Raw genomic sequence first — 17,653 nt, forward strand, 5'->3', positions numbered from 1 at the left:
GTCAGGCGACCTGGTAGCCGGCTTCCTTGATGGCGGCGCGGATGAGGGAGTCGTCGGCCGCGCCGGTGACCGCGACGCGGCCGGAGGCCAGGTCGACGTCCACGGCTGTGACGCCGGGGACCTCCCCCACCTCTTCCTTCACGGAGGCGACGCAGTGGCCGCAGGTCATGCCGGTGACGGTGTACGTGGTGCTCATGGGAACAAGCGTATGCCCCCGGCCGGTATGCAGGGGGCGGTTGCCGTACAACCTCAGTGTCCTTCTTCGCGGGCGAACCTGGGGAGCAGGAACGAGAGCGCGAACGTGGCGGCCAGCAGCCCGATCTCCACGGCGATCGTGATCTGGAGGGCGTCGGGGAAGGCCATCCGGCTCTTGAGCAGGTTGAAGAACAGCGTCCCGAGTACGGCGGCGCCGAGCGCGCCACCGAGCTGCTGGACGGCGGTGAGGGTACCGGAGGCCGAGCCGGACTCGTGGGGTTCGACGCCGGCCAGGATGATGTCGAAGAACGGGGCCATGGTCAGGCCCATGCCGATGCCGACCAGGGCGAGCCCGGGGGCCAGCTCCCAGTAGCCGATCTGCGTGCCGTTCAGGTGGATGAACAGGGAGAGGACGGCGGCGCCGAGCGCCATCACGACCGCGCCGATCTGCATGAGGCCGCGACCGAGCCTGGCCTGCAGGCCGGACATCGCGAGGCCGAAGCCGATCACGCCGCCGATGGCCTGCGGGAGGCCGGCCATGCCGGCCTGGAGCGGTCCCCAGCCGAGACCGACCTGGGTGAAGAGGTTGAAGACCACGCCGAACCCGACCATGCCGGAGAAGAACGCGAGCCCGGCGATGAGGCCGGTGGTGAAGGCGCGCTTGCGGAAGAGGGCGGGCACGACGAGCGGGTCCTTGCCGTTGCGGACGCGGGCGCTCTCGTAGCGGCCGAAGAGGGCGAAGACGACGATCGAGGCGGCCATGGAGACGAAGGTCCAGGCGGGCCAGTCGTGCTCCTGTCCCTGGATGAGCGGGAAGATCAGCAGGAACGCGGCCACCGAGACCAGGAGCATGCCGACGAGGTCGAGCCTGGTGGCGTTGGAGAGCCGGTACTCCGGCAGGAACTTGATCGCGGCGAACGCGGCGGCCAGGCCGAGCGGCAGGTTGATCAGGAAGATCATGCGCCAGCCGGTGCCGAAGAGGTCGGCGTCGATGAGCCAGCCGGCCAGCACGGGGCCGCCGACGGACGAGATGGTCATGACGGGCCCGAAGGCGGCGAACGCCTTGCCGATCTCCTTCGGCGGGAACATCTCCTTGATCAGGCCGAGGCCCTGGGGGATCATCACGGCGCCGAACAAGCCCTGCACGACGCGGAAGACGATCAGCATCTCGGGACTGCCGCTGATGCCGCACAGCAGTGAGGCGGCGGTGAAGCCGAAGGCGCCGATCACGAACATGCGCTTGCGGCCGTAGAGGTCGCCGAGGCGGCCTCCGGTGATCAGGCCGACGGCCATGGCCAGCGCGTAGCCGGCGGTCAGCCACTGGACCATCGCGTTCGAGCCGCCCAGCTCACGCTGGATGGTCGGGGCGGCGATCGTGGTGATCAGCGCGTCGAGCAGGTCCATCACCTCGGCGGCGAGGATGACGAAGAGGGCGACCCAGCGCCATCTGTAGGGCTGGACGTCTGCGGGGGTCCCCGCGGGGGCGGTGACGGTCATGCGTACTCCTAGAGGGAACATCGTTCTTAGAACGAACAGCGTTCGTGTACGGACACTGTTCTAATGACGAACGGCGTTCGTGTCAAGTACACTGTTCCACGAGGAGGAGAACATGACGTCAGTGCCCACCCCGCCGTGGCGCAAGTCGCCCAAGCCGGTGAAACAGCAGCTCAGTCAGGCGTTGATCGTGGAGACCGGGTTGCGGATCCTCGACGCGGAAGGACTCGACGCGCTGAGCATGCGCAGGGTCGCCCAGGAGCTCGACACGGGCCCGGCCTCGCTGTACGCGCACGTGTCCAACAAGGAAGAGCTGCTGGAGCTGATCTACGACCTGGTTCTCGGCGAGATCGAGGTAGGCGAGGCCGACCCGGCCAACTGGAAGGCGCAACTGCGTGAGTACGCGATGGAGTCGCACCGGGTCCTGGCCCGCCACGCCGACATCGCCAGGGCGGCCATGGCGGCCGTGCCGACCGGACCCAACGCGCTGCGGCTCGGGGAGTACATGATGGCGTTGCTGATCTCGGCGGGGATGGATCCGCGCGACGCCTCGTTCGGGGTGGACCGGCTGTCGCTGTACATCGCCGGCGACGCCTACGAGGGCTCGCTGCACTACGCGCGGATGCGAGCCAGAGGCCTGAACGACCGGGAGACCTACCTCAACAGCTTCGTGGGCCAGATCAAGGACTACTACAGATCGCTGCCTCCCGAGCGGTTTCCCATGCTCGTGACCTATGTGGACGAGCTGACCGACCCCGACGGGGAGGCCCGGTTCGAGTACGGGCTCGACCTGTTGATCGACGGCATGGCGGCCCGGATGAAGTAGACGCGCTCGTATGCGATCAAGCGTTCAGGCCATGGACCGTCTCAGGGCGAGTGCGTCACGATAGTCGCATGATGACACTCGCTCTGATCACCCTCGTCCTGCACGGCGCCATCGCCGGCCTCTTCTACACCTTCTCGATGTCGGTCATGCCCGGACTCAACGCGATCGACCCCGCCCAGGCCGAGACGGCCATGCGGAGCATCAACCGGAAGATCCTCAACCCGTGGCTCTACATCCCCTTCATGGGGGCTCCGGTCGCGGCCCTGGCGGCCGGGTTCCTCGCGGGCTCCCCGGCCGCCCTGTGGTTCTTCCTCGCCGCCGGCGTCAACTTCGTCGGCTCGTTCCTGGTCACCGTCGCCATCAACGTGCCGATGAACAACAAGCTCGACGCGGGCACGATGACCTACCCGGAGTACTCGCCCCGGTGGACGGGGTGGAACACGCTGCGCGCGGTGGCCGGCTTCGCCTCGGTCGTGCTGGTCGGCATCGGTATCGCCTACCTGTAGGCGGCTACATGTTGATCATGTGGCCGGCCAGACCGTGGACGGCCTCCTTGACGGCCTCGCCGAGCGTGGGGTGGGCGTGGATGTTACGCCCCACCTCATGCACGGTGAGGTCCCACTGCTGTGCCAGGGTCAGCTCGGGCAGCAGCTCGGTGACCTCGGGGCCGATCAGGTGGGCGCCGATGATCTCGCCGTGGGTGTCGTCCGCGATGATCTTGACGAAGCCGTTGGCGTCGCCCAGGCCATGGGCCTTGCCGTTCGCGGTGAACGGGAACTTCTGCACCTTGACGTCGTACCCCAGGTCGCGGGCCTGGGCTTCGGTGTATCCGAAGCTGGCGACCTGCGGCTGGCAGTACGTGGCCCGCGGCACCATCGCGAAGTCGATCTCCATCGTCTCCGCGCCCGCGATCGTCTCGGCCGCGACGACCGCCATGGCCTCGGCGGCATGCGCCAGCATGAGCTTCGCCGTGACGTCACCGATGGCGTAGATGTGCGGCACGTTGGTACGGCCACGGCCGTCCACCTGGATGGCGCCCCTGTCGGTGAGCGCGACCCCGGTCTTCTCCAGGCCGTAGCCCTCGACCCGAGCCTGGAAGCCGATCGCCTGCAGGACCTTGTCCGCTTCGAGCACCTGGGTCTGCTGGTCGCGGGTGACCGTGACCTTGACCGAGGAGCCGGTGTCCTCGATGTTCTCCACGCGGGTCGAGGTGAGCACCTCGATGCCGAGCCGCTTGTAGCGCTTGGCCAGCTCCGCGGAGACCTCTTCGTCCTCGAGCGGCACGACCCGGTCGAGGAACTCCACGATCGTCACCTTGACGCCGTAGTTGTGCAGCACGTAGGCGAACTCGACGCCGATGGCGCCCGCGCCGGCGATGATGATGCTGCCCGGCAGGTCCTCGCTGAGGATCTGCTCCTCGTACGTCACGACCCGCTCCGACAGCGAGGTGCCGGGGATGAGCCGGGTGGTGGCGCCGGCCGCGATGATGCAGTGGCCGAAGGTGACCGTCTCGCCGTTCACCTGCAGGGTGTTGGCGTCGAGGAACTGGCCACGGCCGTTGTACTCCGTGATGCCGTTCTTCTTCATCAGGAAGTGCACGCCCTTGACCCGGCCGTCGGCCACCTTGCGGCTGCGCTGGAAGGCGGCGCCGTAGTCGAAGGTGACCTCGCCGCTGATGCCGAAGGTCTTGGCCTCCTTGGTGAAGATGTGGGCCAGCTCGGCATTGCGCAGCAGCGCCTTGGAGGGGATACAGCCCACGTTCAGGCAGACGCCACCCCAGTACTTCTCCTCGATGACCGCAGCCTTGAGGCCAAGCTGGGCGGCGCGGACCGCAGCCGTGTATCCCCCGGGTCCAGCGCCGAGAACGACGACGTCATAGTGAGTGCTCATGCGTCGGACGATACCGCCCGCCGGACCCCCACCTTGTACGGCACTGCCAGGGGCCAAGATAGAGACCGTGATTCGCATCCTCCTCGCCGACGACGAGGCCATGATCAGGGCCGGCATCAAGGCCATCCTCGGGGCCGACCCCGAGCTTGACGTGGTCGCCGAGGCCGCCGACGGCAAGGAGGCCGTCGACCTGGCCATCAGCCACCACCCCGACGTGGTCCTGCTCGACATCCGCATGCCCAGGATGGACGGCCTGGCCGCCGCCGCCGAGATCCGCCGGGCCGCGCCCGGCAGCGCGGTCGTCATCCTGACCACGTTCGGCGAGGACGACTACATCGCCAAGGCGCTCGACGTCGGCGCCAGCGGCTTCCTGCTCAAGTCCGGCGACCCGCGCGAACTCCTGGCCGGCATCCACGCCGTCGCCGGCGGCGCCGCCTACCTGTCACCCAAGGTGGCCCAGCGGGTCATCTCCCAGCTCGCCGGCGGCCAGATGTCGCGCGGCGCCGCGGCCCGCGACCGCATCGAGCCGCTCACCGAACGCGAACGCGAGGTCCTCGCCCTCGTCGGCGCCGGCCTTTCCAACGCCGAGATCGCCGCCAGGCTCTTCATCGTCGAGGGCACCGTCAAGGCGTACGTGAGCGCCATCCTGACCCGACTCGGCGTGCGCAACAGAGTGCAGGCCGCGATCATCGCCCACGAGGCCGGATTGGTAGCCTGACCTGTGATGTACCGCCTCTTCTTCACGCTCGTCCTGCGCCGGTTCGACGCCGAGAGCGTGCACCACGCCACCGTCCGCGCGCTCGCCGTGCTGTCCGCGCTGCCGTTCGTCAAGCGCCTGCTGCACCGGTGGCTCGCGCCGCACGACCCGGCGCTGCGGGTCACCGCGTTCGGCGTGCACTTCCCCGGGCCGTTCGGGCTGGCCGCCGGGTTCGACAAGGACGCCGCCTGCGCCGAGGCGATCTCCGCGCTCGGCTTCGGGCACGTCGAGGTCGGCACCATCACCGCCCACGCCCAGCCGGGCAACCCCCGGCCGCGGCTGTTCCGCCGGGTCGGGCAGGCCGCGATCATCAACCGGATGGGGTTCAACAACCACGGCGCCGCGGCGGCCGAGCGGCGGCTGCGCCGTACGCGGGGGCTGCCGGTGGTGGTCGGGGTCAACATCGGCAAGACCAAGGTGGTGCCGGAGTCCGGCGCCGCCGCCGACTACGTGGCCAGCGCCAGGCGGCTCGCGCCGCTGGCCGACTACCTCGTGGTCAACGTGAGCTCGCCCAACACCCCGGGGCTGCGGAACCTGCAGGCGGTCGAGCTGCTGCGGCCCCTGCTGTCGGCGGTGAAGGAGGTGGCGGACGGGACGGCGCGCCGTACACCCTTGCTGGTGAAGATCGCGCCCGACCTCGCCGACGAGGACGTCGACGCCGTGGCGGACCTCGCCCTTGAGCTGGGGCTCGACGGCATCATCGCGACCAACACCACGATCAGGCACGACGGCGAGCAGGGCGGCCTGTCCGGCCGCCCGCTGAAGGCGCGTTCGCTGGCGGTCCTGCGCCGCCTGCGCGCCAGGGTCGGCGACCGCCTCACGCTGGTGTCCGTGGGCGGCGTCGAGGACGTGGACGACGTGTGGGAACGCCTGCTCGCCGGCGCCACCCTGGTCCAGGGCTACACGGGCTGGATCTACAACGGCCCGTTCTGGCCCTCTCGCATCAACCGCCGGCTGAGCCGCCGCCTGCGCCGCCACAGCATGAAGTCCATCACCGAGGCCATCGCCCGCACCGCCTGAGCGCCCGCCTGCCCCGCGCGGCCCAGGGGCCGATCGGCTCTGGGCCGCGCCGGCGTGGTTCGCTTGCCGGGCGCCGCCATCGCTAGGCCGTCAGGGCGACCGTCGGGGACAGGCGGGCGGCGCGCATGGCCGGGTAGATGCCGGCGATGGTGCCGATCAGGAGGGTGGCGGCCACGGCGCCGCCGATCGCCCAGGGCGGGACCACGGGGGGCCAGTCGCGGGAGACGGCGTAGCCGACCGTGGCCACGGCGCCCAGGAAGGCTCCCGCCACTCCGCCCAGCGCCGACAGCAGCAGCGACTCGGCCAGGAACTGGATGCGGACCTGTCCCCTCGTGGCGCCCAGGGAGCGGCGCAGGCCGATCTCCTTGCGGCGTTCGAGGACGGAGATGACCATGGTGTTGGCCACTCCCACCCCGCCCACCAGCAGGGCCACCGCGCCCAGGCCCAGCAGGAGGTTGGTGAAGGCGCCCGCGGCGGCGGCCTTGGCGGCCAGCGCGTCGGAAGGACGGCTGACCTCCACCTCGTTCGGGTTCTCCGGGTTGACGGTGCGGGGCAGGGCCTCGCGGACCGCGCCGACCGCCGCGTCGTCGGAGCGCTCGTAGATGGTGGTCGGGTGGCCGTCGAAGCCCAGGTACTTCTCGGCGGCGGGGAAGCCGACCAGCGCGGAGCGCTCGATCTCGGGGGCCAGCGGCATCGGGCCGAGGATGCCGAGGACGGTGAACCAGCGGTTGCCGATCCACACCCGCACGCCGGTTCTGGTGATGCCCAGCCGTTCGGCGGCCTTGGCGCCGAGCACGACGGCCGGCTGGCGGCCGGTGGCGGCGTTGAGCCAGGCCCCCTCCACCACGCTGCCTTCCAGGGTCTTGAGCAGCGGAACCGTCGCAGCCTGTACGGCGATGCCCCCGGTGACCGCCTCCGGGATGTGGCCGGTCCTGCGCACGCTCGTCTTGATGGAGCCGGTGGCCCCCGCTGTCTGCACGTGCTCCATGCGCTCGACCATGCCCGCGGCGTCCTCGGGCAGCTTGGCCTGCTGGCCGAAGAGCGTCTGCCCGGCCGAGACCGTGAGCAGGTTGGTGCCGAGCTGGTCGAGCTGGCGCAGCAGTTGTTCCCTGGAGGACGACGAGATCCCGATGACCGCGATCATCGTGGCGATGCCGATGGCGATGCCGAGCGCGGACAGCACCACCCTGGTCGGACGGCTGCGCAGCCCGGCCGCGCCGACCCGGAAGACGTCCGACGGGCTGAGCCTGGCGGGCTTCATGACACGGCTCCGTCCCGCACCTTGACCTGGCGCGGGCACCAGGAGGCCACGTCCATGTCGTGGGTGATGATCGCGATGGTGGTGCCGGAGGCGTGCAGTTCGCCCAGGATGCGCAGGACCTCGGCGCCGGAGGCGGAGTCGAGGTTGCCGGTCGGCTCGTCGGCCAGGAGCAGCGGCGGGTCGCCCGCCACCGCCCTGGCGACGGCCACCCGCTGCTGCTCGCCGCCGGACAACTGGTTGGGCCGGTGGCCGAGCCGGTGGCCGAGGCCCACGCGTTCGAGCGCCGCGGCGGCCTTCTCGCGACGTACGCGCCGGGGCGTGCCGGTGTAGAGCAGGCCGTCGGCCACGTTGTCCAGCGCGCTGACGCCGGGCGCCAGGTGGAACTGCTGGAAGACGAAGCCCAGGTTCTTGGCGCGCAGCGCCGACAGCTCGCGGTCGCTCAGCTTGGAGATGTCGTGCCCGGCGATGCGTACCACCCCGCTGGTCGGCCGGTCGAGCGTGCCGATCAGGTTGAGCATCGTGGACTTGCCGGAGCCGGAGGGCCCGACGATCGCGACCAGCTCGCCGTAGTCGACCTTGAGGTCCACGCCGCGCAGCGCGTGCACGTCGCCGTTGTAGGTCTTGGTCACCTCGCGGAGCTCGATGACGCTCATGCCGTGGGCACCCCGACCTTCATGCCCTCCGCGAGGCCTGAGCCGGTGACCTCGACCCGGCCGCTGCCGAACGCGCCGAGCTCGACCGGCACGATACGGCTGCCGGAACCCTCGACGACCTCGACGCCGAATCCGCCCTCGCGGGTGGCGAGCAGCGCCTCGACCGGGACGGTCAGCACGCCCTTGACCCGCTTGCTCTCCAGCTCCACGTCCACGGGCGCCTGGTCGAGCTTGGTCTTGGGCTTCTTGTCCAGCGTGATGTCCACGTCGATGGTGGTCGTCTTGTCGTCGTCGCGGCCTGAGGTCTGGGCGACGGTGCCGACCTCGGTGATCTTTCCCTTGGCCCGCTCGCCGCCGGGCAGCTCAACGGTGACCTTGGCGCCCTTCCTGGCGAGATGCTGCTCGTCGGTGTCGAGGTCCACGTGGACGAGCCGCTGGGTGCCGGTGGCCTTGAGCGCCTCCTGGCCCGGCATCGCCTTGCCGCCGACGGTGGCCTTGACGTCGCCGACGCGTACCTCGCCGGGCTGGAAGACCACCTGGGTGGCGTCGACCCTGCCGGTCTCCTCCAGGTCGCGGTCCTCCTGCCATTCGAGGACGGCCAGGTAGGTGGCGTAGGTGAACTCGTCGTCCACGGTCAGGTCGTCGCCGTAGCCGAGCGCCTTGAGGTTGCGCTCCAGCTGGGTCACGTCCGGGCCCTCGACGCCGCGTTCCAGGGTGCGGTAGAGGGGCAGCTTGCCGTACATGAGCGTGACGGGCTTGCGGTCCACCTTGAGCAGCGAGCGGCCGCGCTTGATCAGCGCGCCTTCCTCCGGCACCCAGGTCACGGTGCCCCGGGCGTCGGTGGTGATGGCGCGCTCGTCGTTGTAGGCGAGCGTGCCGTCCACGGTCTGGGTGTCGACGAGGTCCTGCTTGGTGATCTCCGTGGTGGCCGGCGCGGGCGGGCGGGTGGGCGCCGCCGTTCCCGTGCCACTGTCACTCAGTACGGCTGTCGCCGTCCACGCGGCGGCCGCGCCCACGAGCGCGACCGCCGCCGCTGCCAGGAGCTTTCTCACGACTGCTTCTCCGCGCCCGGCTGGAACTGCTTGCAGGCCTCCTGGGCCTTCTTCATCTTCTCTTCGTCGCCGGGCCCGCCGGTCATCATGATGCCGCCGTTGGCCGTGGGGTCGGGGACGTCGATGCCGTTCTCGCGCATGCACTGGGCGAACTTCACCATCTGGTCGCGGCGCTTCGGGTCCATGGCCCCGCCCTGGTCGCCCATGACGCCCTTGAGGTGCTTCTGGCACTCCTTCTGCGCCTTCTCCATTTTGGACCGGTCGGTGCGCTGACCGACCTTGAACTGGATACGGCCGTCCTCGGCTGGGTCGTCCATCTCGACGCCGTTCTCCCGCATGCACTGGGCGAACTTGAGCTGGGCGTCGCGGGCGTTGCCCGACGGGCTGGCGGAGGCGCCGGAGGTGGTGGCGCCGGTGCCTGTGGTGGCGCTGGTGGAGCCGCAGGCGGCGAGTGCCAGGAGCATGGCCGCTGCGGCCGGAATGAGGCGAAGGTTCATGGCACCGCACTTCATCGGAGCGGGTGCTAAACGCGGATAAGCCGCCGGACTTACCCCCCGCTAACACCGCGTCGGTGAGTCTTTGCAGCATGCGGGTGCTTGTCGTGGAAGACGAGGAACAGATGGCCGACGCCATCGCGCGGGGGCTGCGGCTGAACGCGATGGCCGTCGACGTGGCCTACGACGGGCAGGAGGCGCTCGACCTGGCCTCCTACGTCGACTACTCGGTCATCGTGCTGGACCGGGACCTGCCCGAGGTGCACGGGGACGACGTCTGCCGCGAGCTCATGGCGCGCAGCCGGATCATCATGCTCACCGCCGCCGGGCAGCTGCACGACCGGGTGGACGGGCTGACCATCGGCGCGGACGACTACCTGGTGAAGCCGTTCGCGTTCGCCGAGCTGGTGGCCAGGGTGCGTACGCTGGCCCGCCGTACGGGCCGGGCGAGCGCGCCGGTCGTCGAGCGGGCGGGCATCCGGCTGGACCCGGCCTGCCGTACGGTCACCCGCGACGGCAGGGACGTGAGCCTGAACCGCAAGGAGTTCGACGTGCTGCACGAGCTGCTGCGCGCGGACGGCGAGCTGATCACTTCGACCGGGCTGCGCAAGAGCGTGTGGGACGAGTTCGCGGAGAGTGGCACGGGAGTGCTGCGCGTCACGCTGACCTCGCTGCGCAGGAAGCTGGGCGCGCCCGCTGTGATCACGAACGTGCCCGGCCAGGGGTATCGCCTGTGAAGCGGCTCGGGCTGCGCATGCGGCTCACCCTGATCTACGGCGGTCTGTTCTTCGTCGCCGGCTCGGCCTTGTTGTGGATCACCTATCTGCTGACCGCCCGCTCGCTTGAGGCGAAGTTCGTCAAGGTCATCGGAACCGGGCCGCCGCTCCCGACCGGTGCCCAGTCCAGGGACGCCGTGTTCTTCCAGGCCCAGGCCCAGGCTCAGGCGGAGGTGGGCGAGCGCGCGGACAAGGCGCTCAGCGAGATCCTGCAGTGGTCGGTCAGCGCCATGGTGATGATCGGGCTTGCCGCGGTGGTCATCGGCTATCTGGTCGCCGACCGGGCGCTGAAGCCGCTGAACAGGGTGACCGAGACCGCGCAGCGCCTGTCCGAGAGCACGCTGCACGAGCGGATCGCGCTGGAGGGCCCGCAGGACGAGGTCAAGCGGCTGGCCGACACCTTCGACGCGATGCTCGGCCGCCTGCACCGGGTCTTCGACGCGCAGCGCAGGTTCATCGCCAACGCCTCGCACGAGCTGCGCACCCCGCTGGCGATCAACCGGACGGTGCTGGAGGTGTCGCTGGAGGAGCCGGAGGCCTCTCCCGACCTGAAGGCGCTGGCCAGGGCGCTGCTCGGCACCAACGCGCGCTACGAGCGGCTGATCGAGGGCCTGCTGCTGCTCGCGCAGTCCGAGCAGGAGCTGACCACGCGCAAGCCGGTCCGGCTGGAGCGGGTGATACGCACCGCGCTGGAGCTCACGCCCGTCAAGCGGGGGGTGACGATCGTCGAGGACCTGCGGCCCGCCGTGGCCGAGGGCGATCCGCTGTTCCTGGAGCGCTGCGTGTTCAACCTGGTCGAGAACGCGATCAAGTACAACGTCCGCGGCGGGCAGGTGTGGATCACCCTGCGCGAGTCGTACGGCGGCGGCGGAACCGTCACCGTCGAGAACACCGGGCCCGTGGTCTCCCCGTTCGAGGTGGAGGACCTGTTCGAGCCATTCCGGCGCAACGGCGACCGGGTGCAGTCCGGGCGCGGCGCGGGCCTCGGCCTGTCGATCGTGCGGGCGATCACCGAGGCCCACGGCGGCACCGTGACCGCCAAGCCCCGCCCCGAGGGCGGGCTCTCGGTGACCCTGCGCCTGCCCGCCTGACCGTCAGGGCAGCAGGCCCGTGACCACCGTCGCGTGGAACTCCTCTGAGCGCAGCACCCGCGCCTTCAGCCCGCTGGAAGTGACCGCGTCGACGGCCTGATCGGCCTGGCGCTCGCTGGTCTCGAACAGCAGCAGCCCGCCGGGAGCCAGCCAGCGCGGCGCGCCCTCGGTGACCCGCCGCAGCACGTCCAGGCCGTCGGGGCCGCCGTCCAGCGTGACCCGCGGCTCGTGGTTCCTGGCCTCGGTCGGCAGCAGGGCCAGGTCGGCGGTCGGGACGTAGGGGACGTTCGCCAGCAGCACGTCCACCCGGCCGCGCAGCCTCGGCGGCAGCGGGTCGAACAGGTCGCCCAGGTACACGTTCTCGCCCAGGTTGCGGCGCGCGCAGGCGACCGCCGCCGGGTCGACGTCGGCCGCGTGCAGTTCGCCGCCGGTCAGGACGGCCAGCGCCGCGCCCATGGCGCCGGAGCCGCAGCACAGGTCGAGGATCACGCCTGGGCCGGGGGCCAGCGCGGCGGCCCGCCGTACCAGGAACTCGGTACGGCGGCGCGGCACGAACACGCCGGGATCGATGCGCACGCGCAGGCCGCAGAACTCCGCCCAGCCCACGACCTGCTCCAGGGGAAAGCCCTCGGCCCGCCGGGCCACCATGGCGGCCAGTTCGCCGGGGTCGGCGGCGGTGGAGAGGATGAGCTCCGCCTCGTCCTCGGCGAACACGCAGCCGGCGGAACGGAGCTTGGTGACGACTTCTTCGGGTGACACGGAACGCCTCTCGGGGTTACCCGCGGGCGTCTCCGAACGTCACTGGTGAGATCGCCCGCGTCTCGGTTGCGGAAATCGGTCTCACCTCCTCAAGTCGCTCACAGGATATAGGGGACGCCACGGACCGGTCACCGGCGGGCTCGGGGGCTCCAGCCGAGGTCGCGTTCGGCCGGTGTCCAGTCGAGGATCCGGCGTTCGTGGTCGCCGGTGATCGTGTACGCGGCGAAGGCGGGCCGCGGGTGGTCCAGGGCGGCCAGGAAGGCGGCGGCCACGTCGCTGCCCGCCGTCATCACCGGGGAGACGTCCGGTGCCAGCCACTCGTCGTCGTTCATCGGCCCGACCAGGCGCAACGCGGTCGCGGTCAGGCCATGGGCGGTGACGGCGGCGGCGCACACCTGCTCGCCCAGGCGCTTGCTGAGGCCGTAGGCGTCGGTGTTGTCGGGCTCGGGGTCCGTGCTGTAGTCGCGGGACTGGTATCCGGCGAAGACGGACATGCTGCTGGCATAGACGACGTGCCGGACGCCGGCCGCCGCGCAGGCCTCGATGGTCAGGTACAGGCCGGTCACGCTGACGGTGAAGTGGGTACGCGCCCATTCGAGGCCGTCGCGCCAGCCCGTCTTCCTGCCCATGGCCAGGTAGAGGAGGGCGTCCTGGCCGTCGGCCGCCCGCTTCAGCGCGGCCGGGTCGGTGACGCTGCCCTCGACGAACTCCACGTATCCGACGGGCTCGGCGGGCGGGCGCAGGTCCATGACGCGCACCGTGTGGTGGGCGGCCAGGGCGGGCAGCACCAGCGCGCCGACCGCCCCGGAGCCTCCGGCGACCAGGACGCGCATCATTCCTCCTCGGCGAAGGCGCGGGCGAACTCCAGCGCCCGGCCGTAGGCGGTGTCGACGATCTTGTGCCCCATCTCGGGCGTGGCCAGCCTGGCGTCGCCCAGCGCGCCCGTGGCCGACAGGCGGTGGTAGGCGAGCGCGAGATCCACCCTCGGCGCGGGCGGGGCGGCGTGCGGGAGGACGGGCAGCGGGTCGGCGGGCGGGCCGATCCGGTCGGCGCGTACGAGGTGCGGCGCGAGCACCATGGCCACGGAGGTCTCGCCTTCGCAGGCGTGGCCGTAGCGCTCGCTGCCCATGAGTTCGGCGATGACGTCGCCGGCCAGGCCCGCCCACATGACGTGGGCCATCGTCACCTGGTGGTCGCGGCGCAGGACGCGGGCGGCCAGCCGTACGGCGTCGACGTTGCCGCCGTGGCCGTTGACCACGAGGACCTTGCGCACGCCCGCCTCGGCCAGCGACTCGGCCAGGTCGCGCAGCAGGGCCAGCAACGTCTCCGGGCGCAACGTCATCGTGCCGGGGAACCCCAGGTGGTGCTCCGACAGCCCGTACGGCACGCCGGGACACAGCACCGCGTCAGGACCGAGGTCGGCGGCGAGCCTGCGGGCGAACGCGGCGGCGATGGCGAAGTCGGTCTCCAGTGTCAGGTGCCTGCCGTGCTGCTCGGTCGCCCCGATCGGCAGCAGCGCCAGCCTGGCCGTGCGCAGCGCCAGCGCGGCCTCCTCGGCGACCATGGCGGCCAGTTCGTTCATCGTGCTCCCCACTCGTGCAGCACCCGCGTCGCGGGCAGGATGTCGGCCGCGGAGCAGCCGGGCGGCCGTCCGAGGGTGATCGCGTCGAGGAAGTCGGCGTCCTGGCGGGCCAGGCCGTCGGCTTCCATCCGGTCGCCGCAGTCGAGCAGGACCGTGCCGTCGTGCTCGCGCAGCAGGCCGCCGGACAGGTGCAGGGTGCGTTCTTCGCCGATGATCGTCAGCTCGCGGGCGGGCAGCCGCGAGTGGTAGGACAGCGCGATTGTGGCCAGCGCGCCGCCGGGCGTTCGCAGGACCGCTCCGGCGTCCATGGGCGGCCCGCCCCGCCACGGCTCGCCGCGCACGCCGCGCACGTCGGCCCGCCATGGCTCTTCGCCGGTGCCTTGCTCGTCTGCCCGCTGGGCGCCGAGCAGCCACAGGGCCGCGTCCACGGTGTGCGCGCCGTGGTGCCAGAGCACGTCGTCGGTCCAGTCGCGCGGCCGTCCGTCCATTCCGCTGTCGTCCTGGCGCAGCATCAGCGTGCGCGCCACGATGTGCGTGACGGTCAGCGCGCCCCGCTCGATCTCCTCCCGCACACGCTGGTACGGCCGGCAGAACCGCAGCGTGTGCGCCACCGCGACCAGCCTGCCGGTGGCGCGCGCCCGCTCGGCCACCGCCTCGGCCCCGGCCAGGCTCAGGGCCAGCGGGATCTCGCACAGCACGTGCAGTCCGGCGTCGAGCGCGGCCAGGGTCTGGGCGGTGTGGTGGGCGTGCGGGGTGGCGATGACGACCGCGTCGAGACCGGGGTGGGCGTAGAGGTCGCCGGCGGTGCCGTACACCTGCTTGATCCCGAAGCGCGCGGCGAACGCGTCAGTCTGCCCGCGGTCGGGACCGGCGACGGCGGCCAGGTCGGCGCCGGCCGCGGTGAGCGCGGCGGCGTGCCGCTCCGCGATGGCGCCGGGGCCGACGATGCCCAGGCGGGGCGTCATCCGCCCATGCCGAACAGCGCGGCGGAGGCGCCGCCGAGGATCCAGCGCTTGTCCTCGTCGGTGAGGTAGGGACGCTCCAGCACGTGGTTGATCGCGGACTTGTAGTCGCCGGGCGCGGGGTCGGGCCGGTTCCAGTCGCCGCTCCAGGTGACGCGCCGGGCGCCGTAGGCGGCGACCGCCTCGCGCAGGAAGGGGTCGGCGTCGGGGTGCGGGTACGGCCGGCCGCTGTTGGCGTGGAAGCCCGCCCACATGGTGTGGACGAGTGGGCGTTCGGCCAGCGCCAGGAAGTTTCTGAAGTGGGCGGGATCGGCGTCGGGGTAGGTGGTGAAGCCGAGGTGCTCCAGGCGTACCGTGAGGCCGGGCACCTCGTCGAGCAGCGTGGCGAAGGCCGGGTCCGCGATGTCGGCGAGCGGGCCGCGCACGCTTGCCACGAGCCCGGCGGCGGCGATGGCGCGCCACAGCGCGTAGGGGTCGGGGCCGGGTGAGCGGGTGGCCGCCCACAGCCGCACGCCCTTGACGTGGGGGGACGCGACCAGGCGGGCGACGTGCTCGGGCGCGCCGTGCGTCTCGGTGTCGACCATGGCGACGACCGCGAACCTGCCGGGGTGGGCCTCGGCGCAGCGCAGCAGGTAGGAGTTGTCGGTGTTGCCGACGAACTGGACAAGGACGGCGGCGTCGACGTCGGCCAACTGCGGGAGGTAGGCCGAAATTTCGGGGTACTTCCAGGTGCCGACGTGCACGTGCGAGTCGATGATCATTCGGCCGCCTTGATCAGCGCCTGCGTGCCCCGGTCGCCGCCGTGAACGGCTCTGACCCGCTCGGCCACCTCGATCACGTTGGCCAGTCCGGACAGTTCCAGCCCGCCCCCGGCCTCGCCGGCCAGCGTGAGGTCCTTGATGAAGTGGTCGAGCTTGAAGCCCGGCTCCAGGTCGCCCGCGCGCAGCTTGCCCCACAGGAAGTCCAGCAGAGGTGAACCGGCGACGCCCGGCCGTACGGAGGCCAGGACCTTCTCGATGTCGAGCCCGCCGTGCCCGGCCAGCGCGTACGCCTCGCAGGCGGCCAGCGTCACCCCGGCCACCAGCGTCTGGTTGACCAGCTTGGCCAGTTGCCCGGCGCCCGGCCCGCCGTGGTGCACCACGGTGCCGGCGACGGCCGCGAGCACCGGCCCGATCCGCTCCAGGGCCGTGGCGTCGCCGCCGACCATCACCGACAGGGTGCCCGCCTGGGCTCCGGCGGGGCCGCCGCTGACCGGCGCGTCCAGGACGGCGACGCCACGCGCCGCGCCCCGCTCGGCCAGGTCCCGCGCCAGCGCCGGCGCGGAGGTGGAGCAGTCCACGGCGACCAGGTCCGCGCCCGCGTGCTCGAAGACCTCGCCGTAGACCCGCTCGACGTCGGCCGGGTAGGGCAGCATCGTGACCACCACCTCGCTGCCCGCCACGGCCGCGGCGACCGACCCGGCGACGTCGGCTCCCCTGGAGGCCAGGTCCGCTGTCCTGGCCGGTGTCCTGTTGAAGACCGTGACCCGATGGCCCGCCTCCAGCACGCGTCGTGCCATCGGCTCGCCCATCAGTCCGGTGCCTATCCATGCCACTCGCACGGCCCCGACTCTAAGCGGACATCGGCCGAAAGAAAAGACCTAGGTCCTATTTCAGGCCGGGGCGCGGGGACTCCAGGGTGATCTGCCCGTCCTGGACCGCCATGAACGCCAGGCCGTCGTTGGCCCGCGGGGCGTACTGCCTGCTGTTGCACTCGAACGGCGGCCACGACCACGGCAGCGTCGCGGCCAGCCGGGCCGAGTGCGCGAGGGCCAGGTCCACGGCGGTGAGGTCCTGGATCATCACGGCCAGGCCGTTCTCTCTCGCGTAGGCCCAGCTGCGCAGGGCGAGGCTCTGGCCCTTGGCGGCCTTGACGACCACGCCGCTCCAGCCGCCCGCCGCGAGCCGGTCGAGGTCGGCGACGCCGGCCAGCGACTCGTCGGCCAGGACGGGGATGCGGCGGGCCAGTTCCCGCATGCCGTCAGGGTCCGGGGGCGCGTCCCTGGGTACGGGCTGCTCCAGGTAGGCCACGTCGGCTAGGACCCCGGACGGCAGGGCGTCCAGCATCTCGGCGGCGTCGGCGGCGCTCCGGCAGCCCTCGTTCGGGTCCACGGAGACACTTGCGCCGGGGCCGAGCAGGGCGTGGATCGCGGTGATCCGGGCGGCGTCGGCCTGGGGGTCCTGGCCGGCGACCTTGACCTTGACGTGCCGGATGCCGTCGCGTTCGAGCCAGACGCGTACCTCGTCGAGTGAGTCGCCTACGCCTACCACGTGCTGGACGGGCAGGCGGGTCCTGGGCTCGCCGAGCCCCTCCTTCAGCAGGGCCGACAGCCGGGCGTCGGCCAGCGCCTCCGGGTACAGCTCGGCGGCCGGGCGGCCGGCCGCGCGGGCCCAGCCGTCGTGCACCGCGTTGTCCACGGCCCCGAGCACCAGCGACGCCGCCAGCCTCGGCACCCCGCGCGGCCCGGACAGGCGCGCCTCCAGGTCGGCGCAGATCTCCAGCGGGTCGCCCGAAACGGACCCGGCGTCCGCGCACAGGCCGGTGACCATGTCGCGCAACGTCTGATCGCGCGCGTGCCAGCTCAGCGGCGAACGCGGCCAGGCCCACGGGACCGACAGCACGCTCGCGCCGCTCCCCTCGGCCAGGCGCCCGTCCACGGCCTCCACCTCGGCCGTCACCACCGCGAGCGTGAACCGGTCGACCGTGGCGCCGGCCAGCCTGAGGGGGTGGTCGAGGATCACCTCCCTGAAGTCGGCACCGGCCTGTCTGATGCGCACATCCGTCATCTGCCGTCCTCCAAAC

Annotated in this window: 20 protein-coding genes; 6 read left to right on the forward strand and 14 right to left on the reverse strand. The window is 71.6% G+C overall.

From position 1 onward, the window contains the following. Nucleotide 1 precedes the first annotated feature (1 nt). The gene (locus tag ACFWY5_RS31110; RefSeq protein WP_379614068.1) at nucleotides 2–196 is read right to left on the reverse strand and encodes a heavy-metal-associated domain-containing protein; all 195 of its coding nucleotides are present in this window, start codon (nucleotides 194–196) and stop codon (nucleotides 2–4) included. 53 nt (nucleotides 197–249) lie between these two features. Further along, complete coding sequence (locus tag ACFWY5_RS31115; RefSeq protein WP_379636176.1) at nucleotides 250–1,692, reverse strand: DHA2 family efflux MFS transporter permease subunit; 1,443 nt, start codon at nucleotides 1,690–1,692, stop codon at nucleotides 250–252. A 112-nt stretch (nucleotides 1,693–1,804) separates the two neighbouring features. Here ACFWY5_RS31115 and ACFWY5_RS31120 point away from each other — a divergent pair, with 112 nt between their 5' ends. Next, entirely contained in the window at nucleotides 1,805–2,515 is a 711-nt protein-coding gene (locus tag ACFWY5_RS31120; protein ID WP_379614072.1) for a TetR/AcrR family transcriptional regulator, read from the forward strand. A gap of 68 nt (nucleotides 2,516–2,583) precedes the next feature. After that, the gene (locus tag ACFWY5_RS31125) at nucleotides 2,584–3,021 is read left to right on the forward strand and encodes a DUF1772 domain-containing protein (protein WP_379614074.1); all 438 of its coding nucleotides are present in this window, start codon (nucleotides 2,584–2,586) and stop codon (nucleotides 3,019–3,021) included. Between the two features lie 4 nt (nucleotides 3,022–3,025). Here the strand turns inward: ACFWY5_RS31125 and lpdA are convergent, their stop codons facing one another. Beyond that, nucleotides 3,026–4,405, reverse strand: coding sequence for a dihydrolipoyl dehydrogenase (lpdA, locus tag ACFWY5_RS31130; RefSeq protein ID WP_379614076.1), 1,380 nt, complete (start codon nucleotides 4,403–4,405; stop codon nucleotides 3,026–3,028). Between the two features lie 67 nt (nucleotides 4,406–4,472). On the opposite strand from lpdA, the gene ACFWY5_RS31135 reads away from it, so the two are divergent. Both ACFWY5_RS31135 and ACFWY5_RS31140 read left to right on the forward strand, forming a co-directional pair. Next, nucleotides 4,473–5,123, forward strand: a complete 651-nt coding sequence (locus ACFWY5_RS31135; RefSeq protein WP_379636178.1) for a response regulator — start codon at nucleotides 4,473–4,475, stop codon at nucleotides 5,121–5,123. Nucleotides 5,124–5,129: 6 nt separating this feature from the next. Next, nucleotides 5,130–6,182, forward strand: coding sequence for a quinone-dependent dihydroorotate dehydrogenase (locus tag ACFWY5_RS31140; RefSeq protein ID WP_379636179.1), 1,053 nt, complete (start codon nucleotides 5,130–5,132; stop codon nucleotides 6,180–6,182). Between the two features lie 82 nt (nucleotides 6,183–6,264). Here ACFWY5_RS31140 and ACFWY5_RS31145 read toward each other — a convergent pair whose 3' ends face one another. The 4 genes from ACFWY5_RS31145 to ACFWY5_RS31160 are packed head-to-tail and all read right to left on the reverse strand — an operon-like array spanning nucleotide 6,265 to nucleotide 9,645. Next, entirely contained in the window at nucleotides 6,265–7,443 is a 1,179-nt protein-coding gene (locus tag ACFWY5_RS31145) for an ABC transporter permease (protein WP_379614082.1), read from the reverse strand. Beyond that, nucleotides 7,440–8,096, reverse strand: coding sequence for an ABC transporter ATP-binding protein (locus ACFWY5_RS31150; protein ID WP_379614084.1), 657 nt, complete (start codon nucleotides 8,094–8,096; stop codon nucleotides 7,440–7,442). The genes ACFWY5_RS31145 and ACFWY5_RS31150 overlap by 4 nt, the downstream gene beginning before the upstream one ends. Next, nucleotides 8,093–9,148: an efflux RND transporter periplasmic adaptor subunit gene (locus ACFWY5_RS31155; RefSeq protein ID WP_379636181.1), complete on the reverse strand. Its 1,056-nt coding sequence runs from the start codon at nucleotides 9,146–9,148 to the stop codon at nucleotides 8,093–8,095. Before ACFWY5_RS31155 ends, ACFWY5_RS31150 begins: the two co-directional genes overlap by 4 nt. Beyond that, complete coding sequence (locus ACFWY5_RS31160) at nucleotides 9,145–9,645, reverse strand: hypothetical protein (protein WP_379636183.1); 501 nt, start codon at nucleotides 9,643–9,645, stop codon at nucleotides 9,145–9,147. Before ACFWY5_RS31160 ends, ACFWY5_RS31155 begins: the two co-directional genes overlap by 4 nt. Nucleotides 9,646–9,734: 89 nt before the next feature. Here ACFWY5_RS31160 and ACFWY5_RS31165 point away from each other — a divergent pair, with 89 nt between their 5' ends. Then, a complete protein-coding gene (locus ACFWY5_RS31165; protein WP_379614090.1) occupies nucleotides 9,735–10,379 on the forward strand; it encodes a response regulator transcription factor in 645 nt (214 codons plus the stop codon). Further along, nucleotides 10,376–11,509 carry a sensor histidine kinase gene (locus ACFWY5_RS31170; RefSeq protein ID WP_379636185.1) on the forward strand — a complete coding sequence of 378 codons (1,134 nt, stop codon included), beginning with the start codon at nucleotides 10,376–10,378 and terminating at the stop codon, nucleotides 11,507–11,509. Before ACFWY5_RS31165 ends, ACFWY5_RS31170 begins: the two co-directional genes overlap by 4 nt. A 3-nt stretch (nucleotides 11,510–11,512) precedes the next feature. Here ACFWY5_RS31170 and ACFWY5_RS31175 read toward each other — a convergent pair whose 3' ends face one another. The 7 genes from ACFWY5_RS31175 to ACFWY5_RS31205 form a co-directional block, all read right to left on the reverse strand. Further along, nucleotides 11,513–12,268 (reverse strand): putative protein N(5)-glutamine methyltransferase, encoded by a 756-nt coding sequence (locus tag ACFWY5_RS31175; protein ID WP_379636187.1) that lies wholly within the window; start codon nucleotides 12,266–12,268, stop codon nucleotides 11,513–11,515. 128 nt (nucleotides 12,269–12,396) lie between these two features. Then, the gene (locus tag ACFWY5_RS31180) at nucleotides 12,397–13,104 is read right to left on the reverse strand and encodes an NAD-dependent epimerase/dehydratase family protein (protein WP_379636189.1); all 708 of its coding nucleotides are present in this window, start codon (nucleotides 13,102–13,104) and stop codon (nucleotides 12,397–12,399) included. After that, on the reverse strand, nucleotides 13,101–13,850 hold the full coding sequence (locus ACFWY5_RS31185; RefSeq protein ID WP_379614098.1) for a creatininase family protein: 750 nt from the start codon (nucleotides 13,848–13,850) through the stop codon (nucleotides 13,101–13,103). The genes ACFWY5_RS31180 and ACFWY5_RS31185 overlap by 4 nt, the downstream gene beginning before the upstream one ends. Beyond that, the gene (locus ACFWY5_RS31190) at nucleotides 13,847–14,815 is read right to left on the reverse strand and encodes a Gfo/Idh/MocA family protein (protein ID WP_379636191.1); all 969 of its coding nucleotides are present in this window, start codon (nucleotides 14,813–14,815) and stop codon (nucleotides 13,847–13,849) included. The genes ACFWY5_RS31185 and ACFWY5_RS31190 overlap by 4 nt, the downstream gene beginning before the upstream one ends. Next, nucleotides 14,812–15,573 (reverse strand): amidohydrolase family protein, encoded by a 762-nt coding sequence (locus ACFWY5_RS31195; RefSeq protein ID WP_379636193.1) that lies wholly within the window; start codon nucleotides 15,571–15,573, stop codon nucleotides 14,812–14,814. Before ACFWY5_RS31195 ends, ACFWY5_RS31190 begins: the two co-directional genes overlap by 4 nt. Then, nucleotides 15,570–16,412 carry an NAD(P)-dependent oxidoreductase gene (locus ACFWY5_RS31200; protein ID WP_379636195.1) on the reverse strand — a complete coding sequence of 281 codons (843 nt, stop codon included), beginning with the start codon at nucleotides 16,410–16,412 and terminating at the stop codon, nucleotides 15,570–15,572. The genes ACFWY5_RS31195 and ACFWY5_RS31200 overlap by 4 nt, the downstream gene beginning before the upstream one ends. A gap of 46 nt (nucleotides 16,413–16,458) precedes the next feature. Further along, on the reverse strand, nucleotides 16,459–17,637 hold the full coding sequence (locus ACFWY5_RS31205; RefSeq protein WP_379636197.1) for an enolase C-terminal domain-like protein: 1,179 nt from the start codon (nucleotides 17,635–17,637) through the stop codon (nucleotides 16,459–16,461). Nucleotides 17,638–17,653 lie beyond the last annotated feature (16 nt).

Origin of the sequence: Nonomuraea sp. NPDC059007 (assembly GCF_042740555.1) — a bacterium.
Lineage (GTDB): Bacteria > Actinomycetota > Actinomycetes > Streptosporangiales > Streptosporangiaceae > Nonomuraea.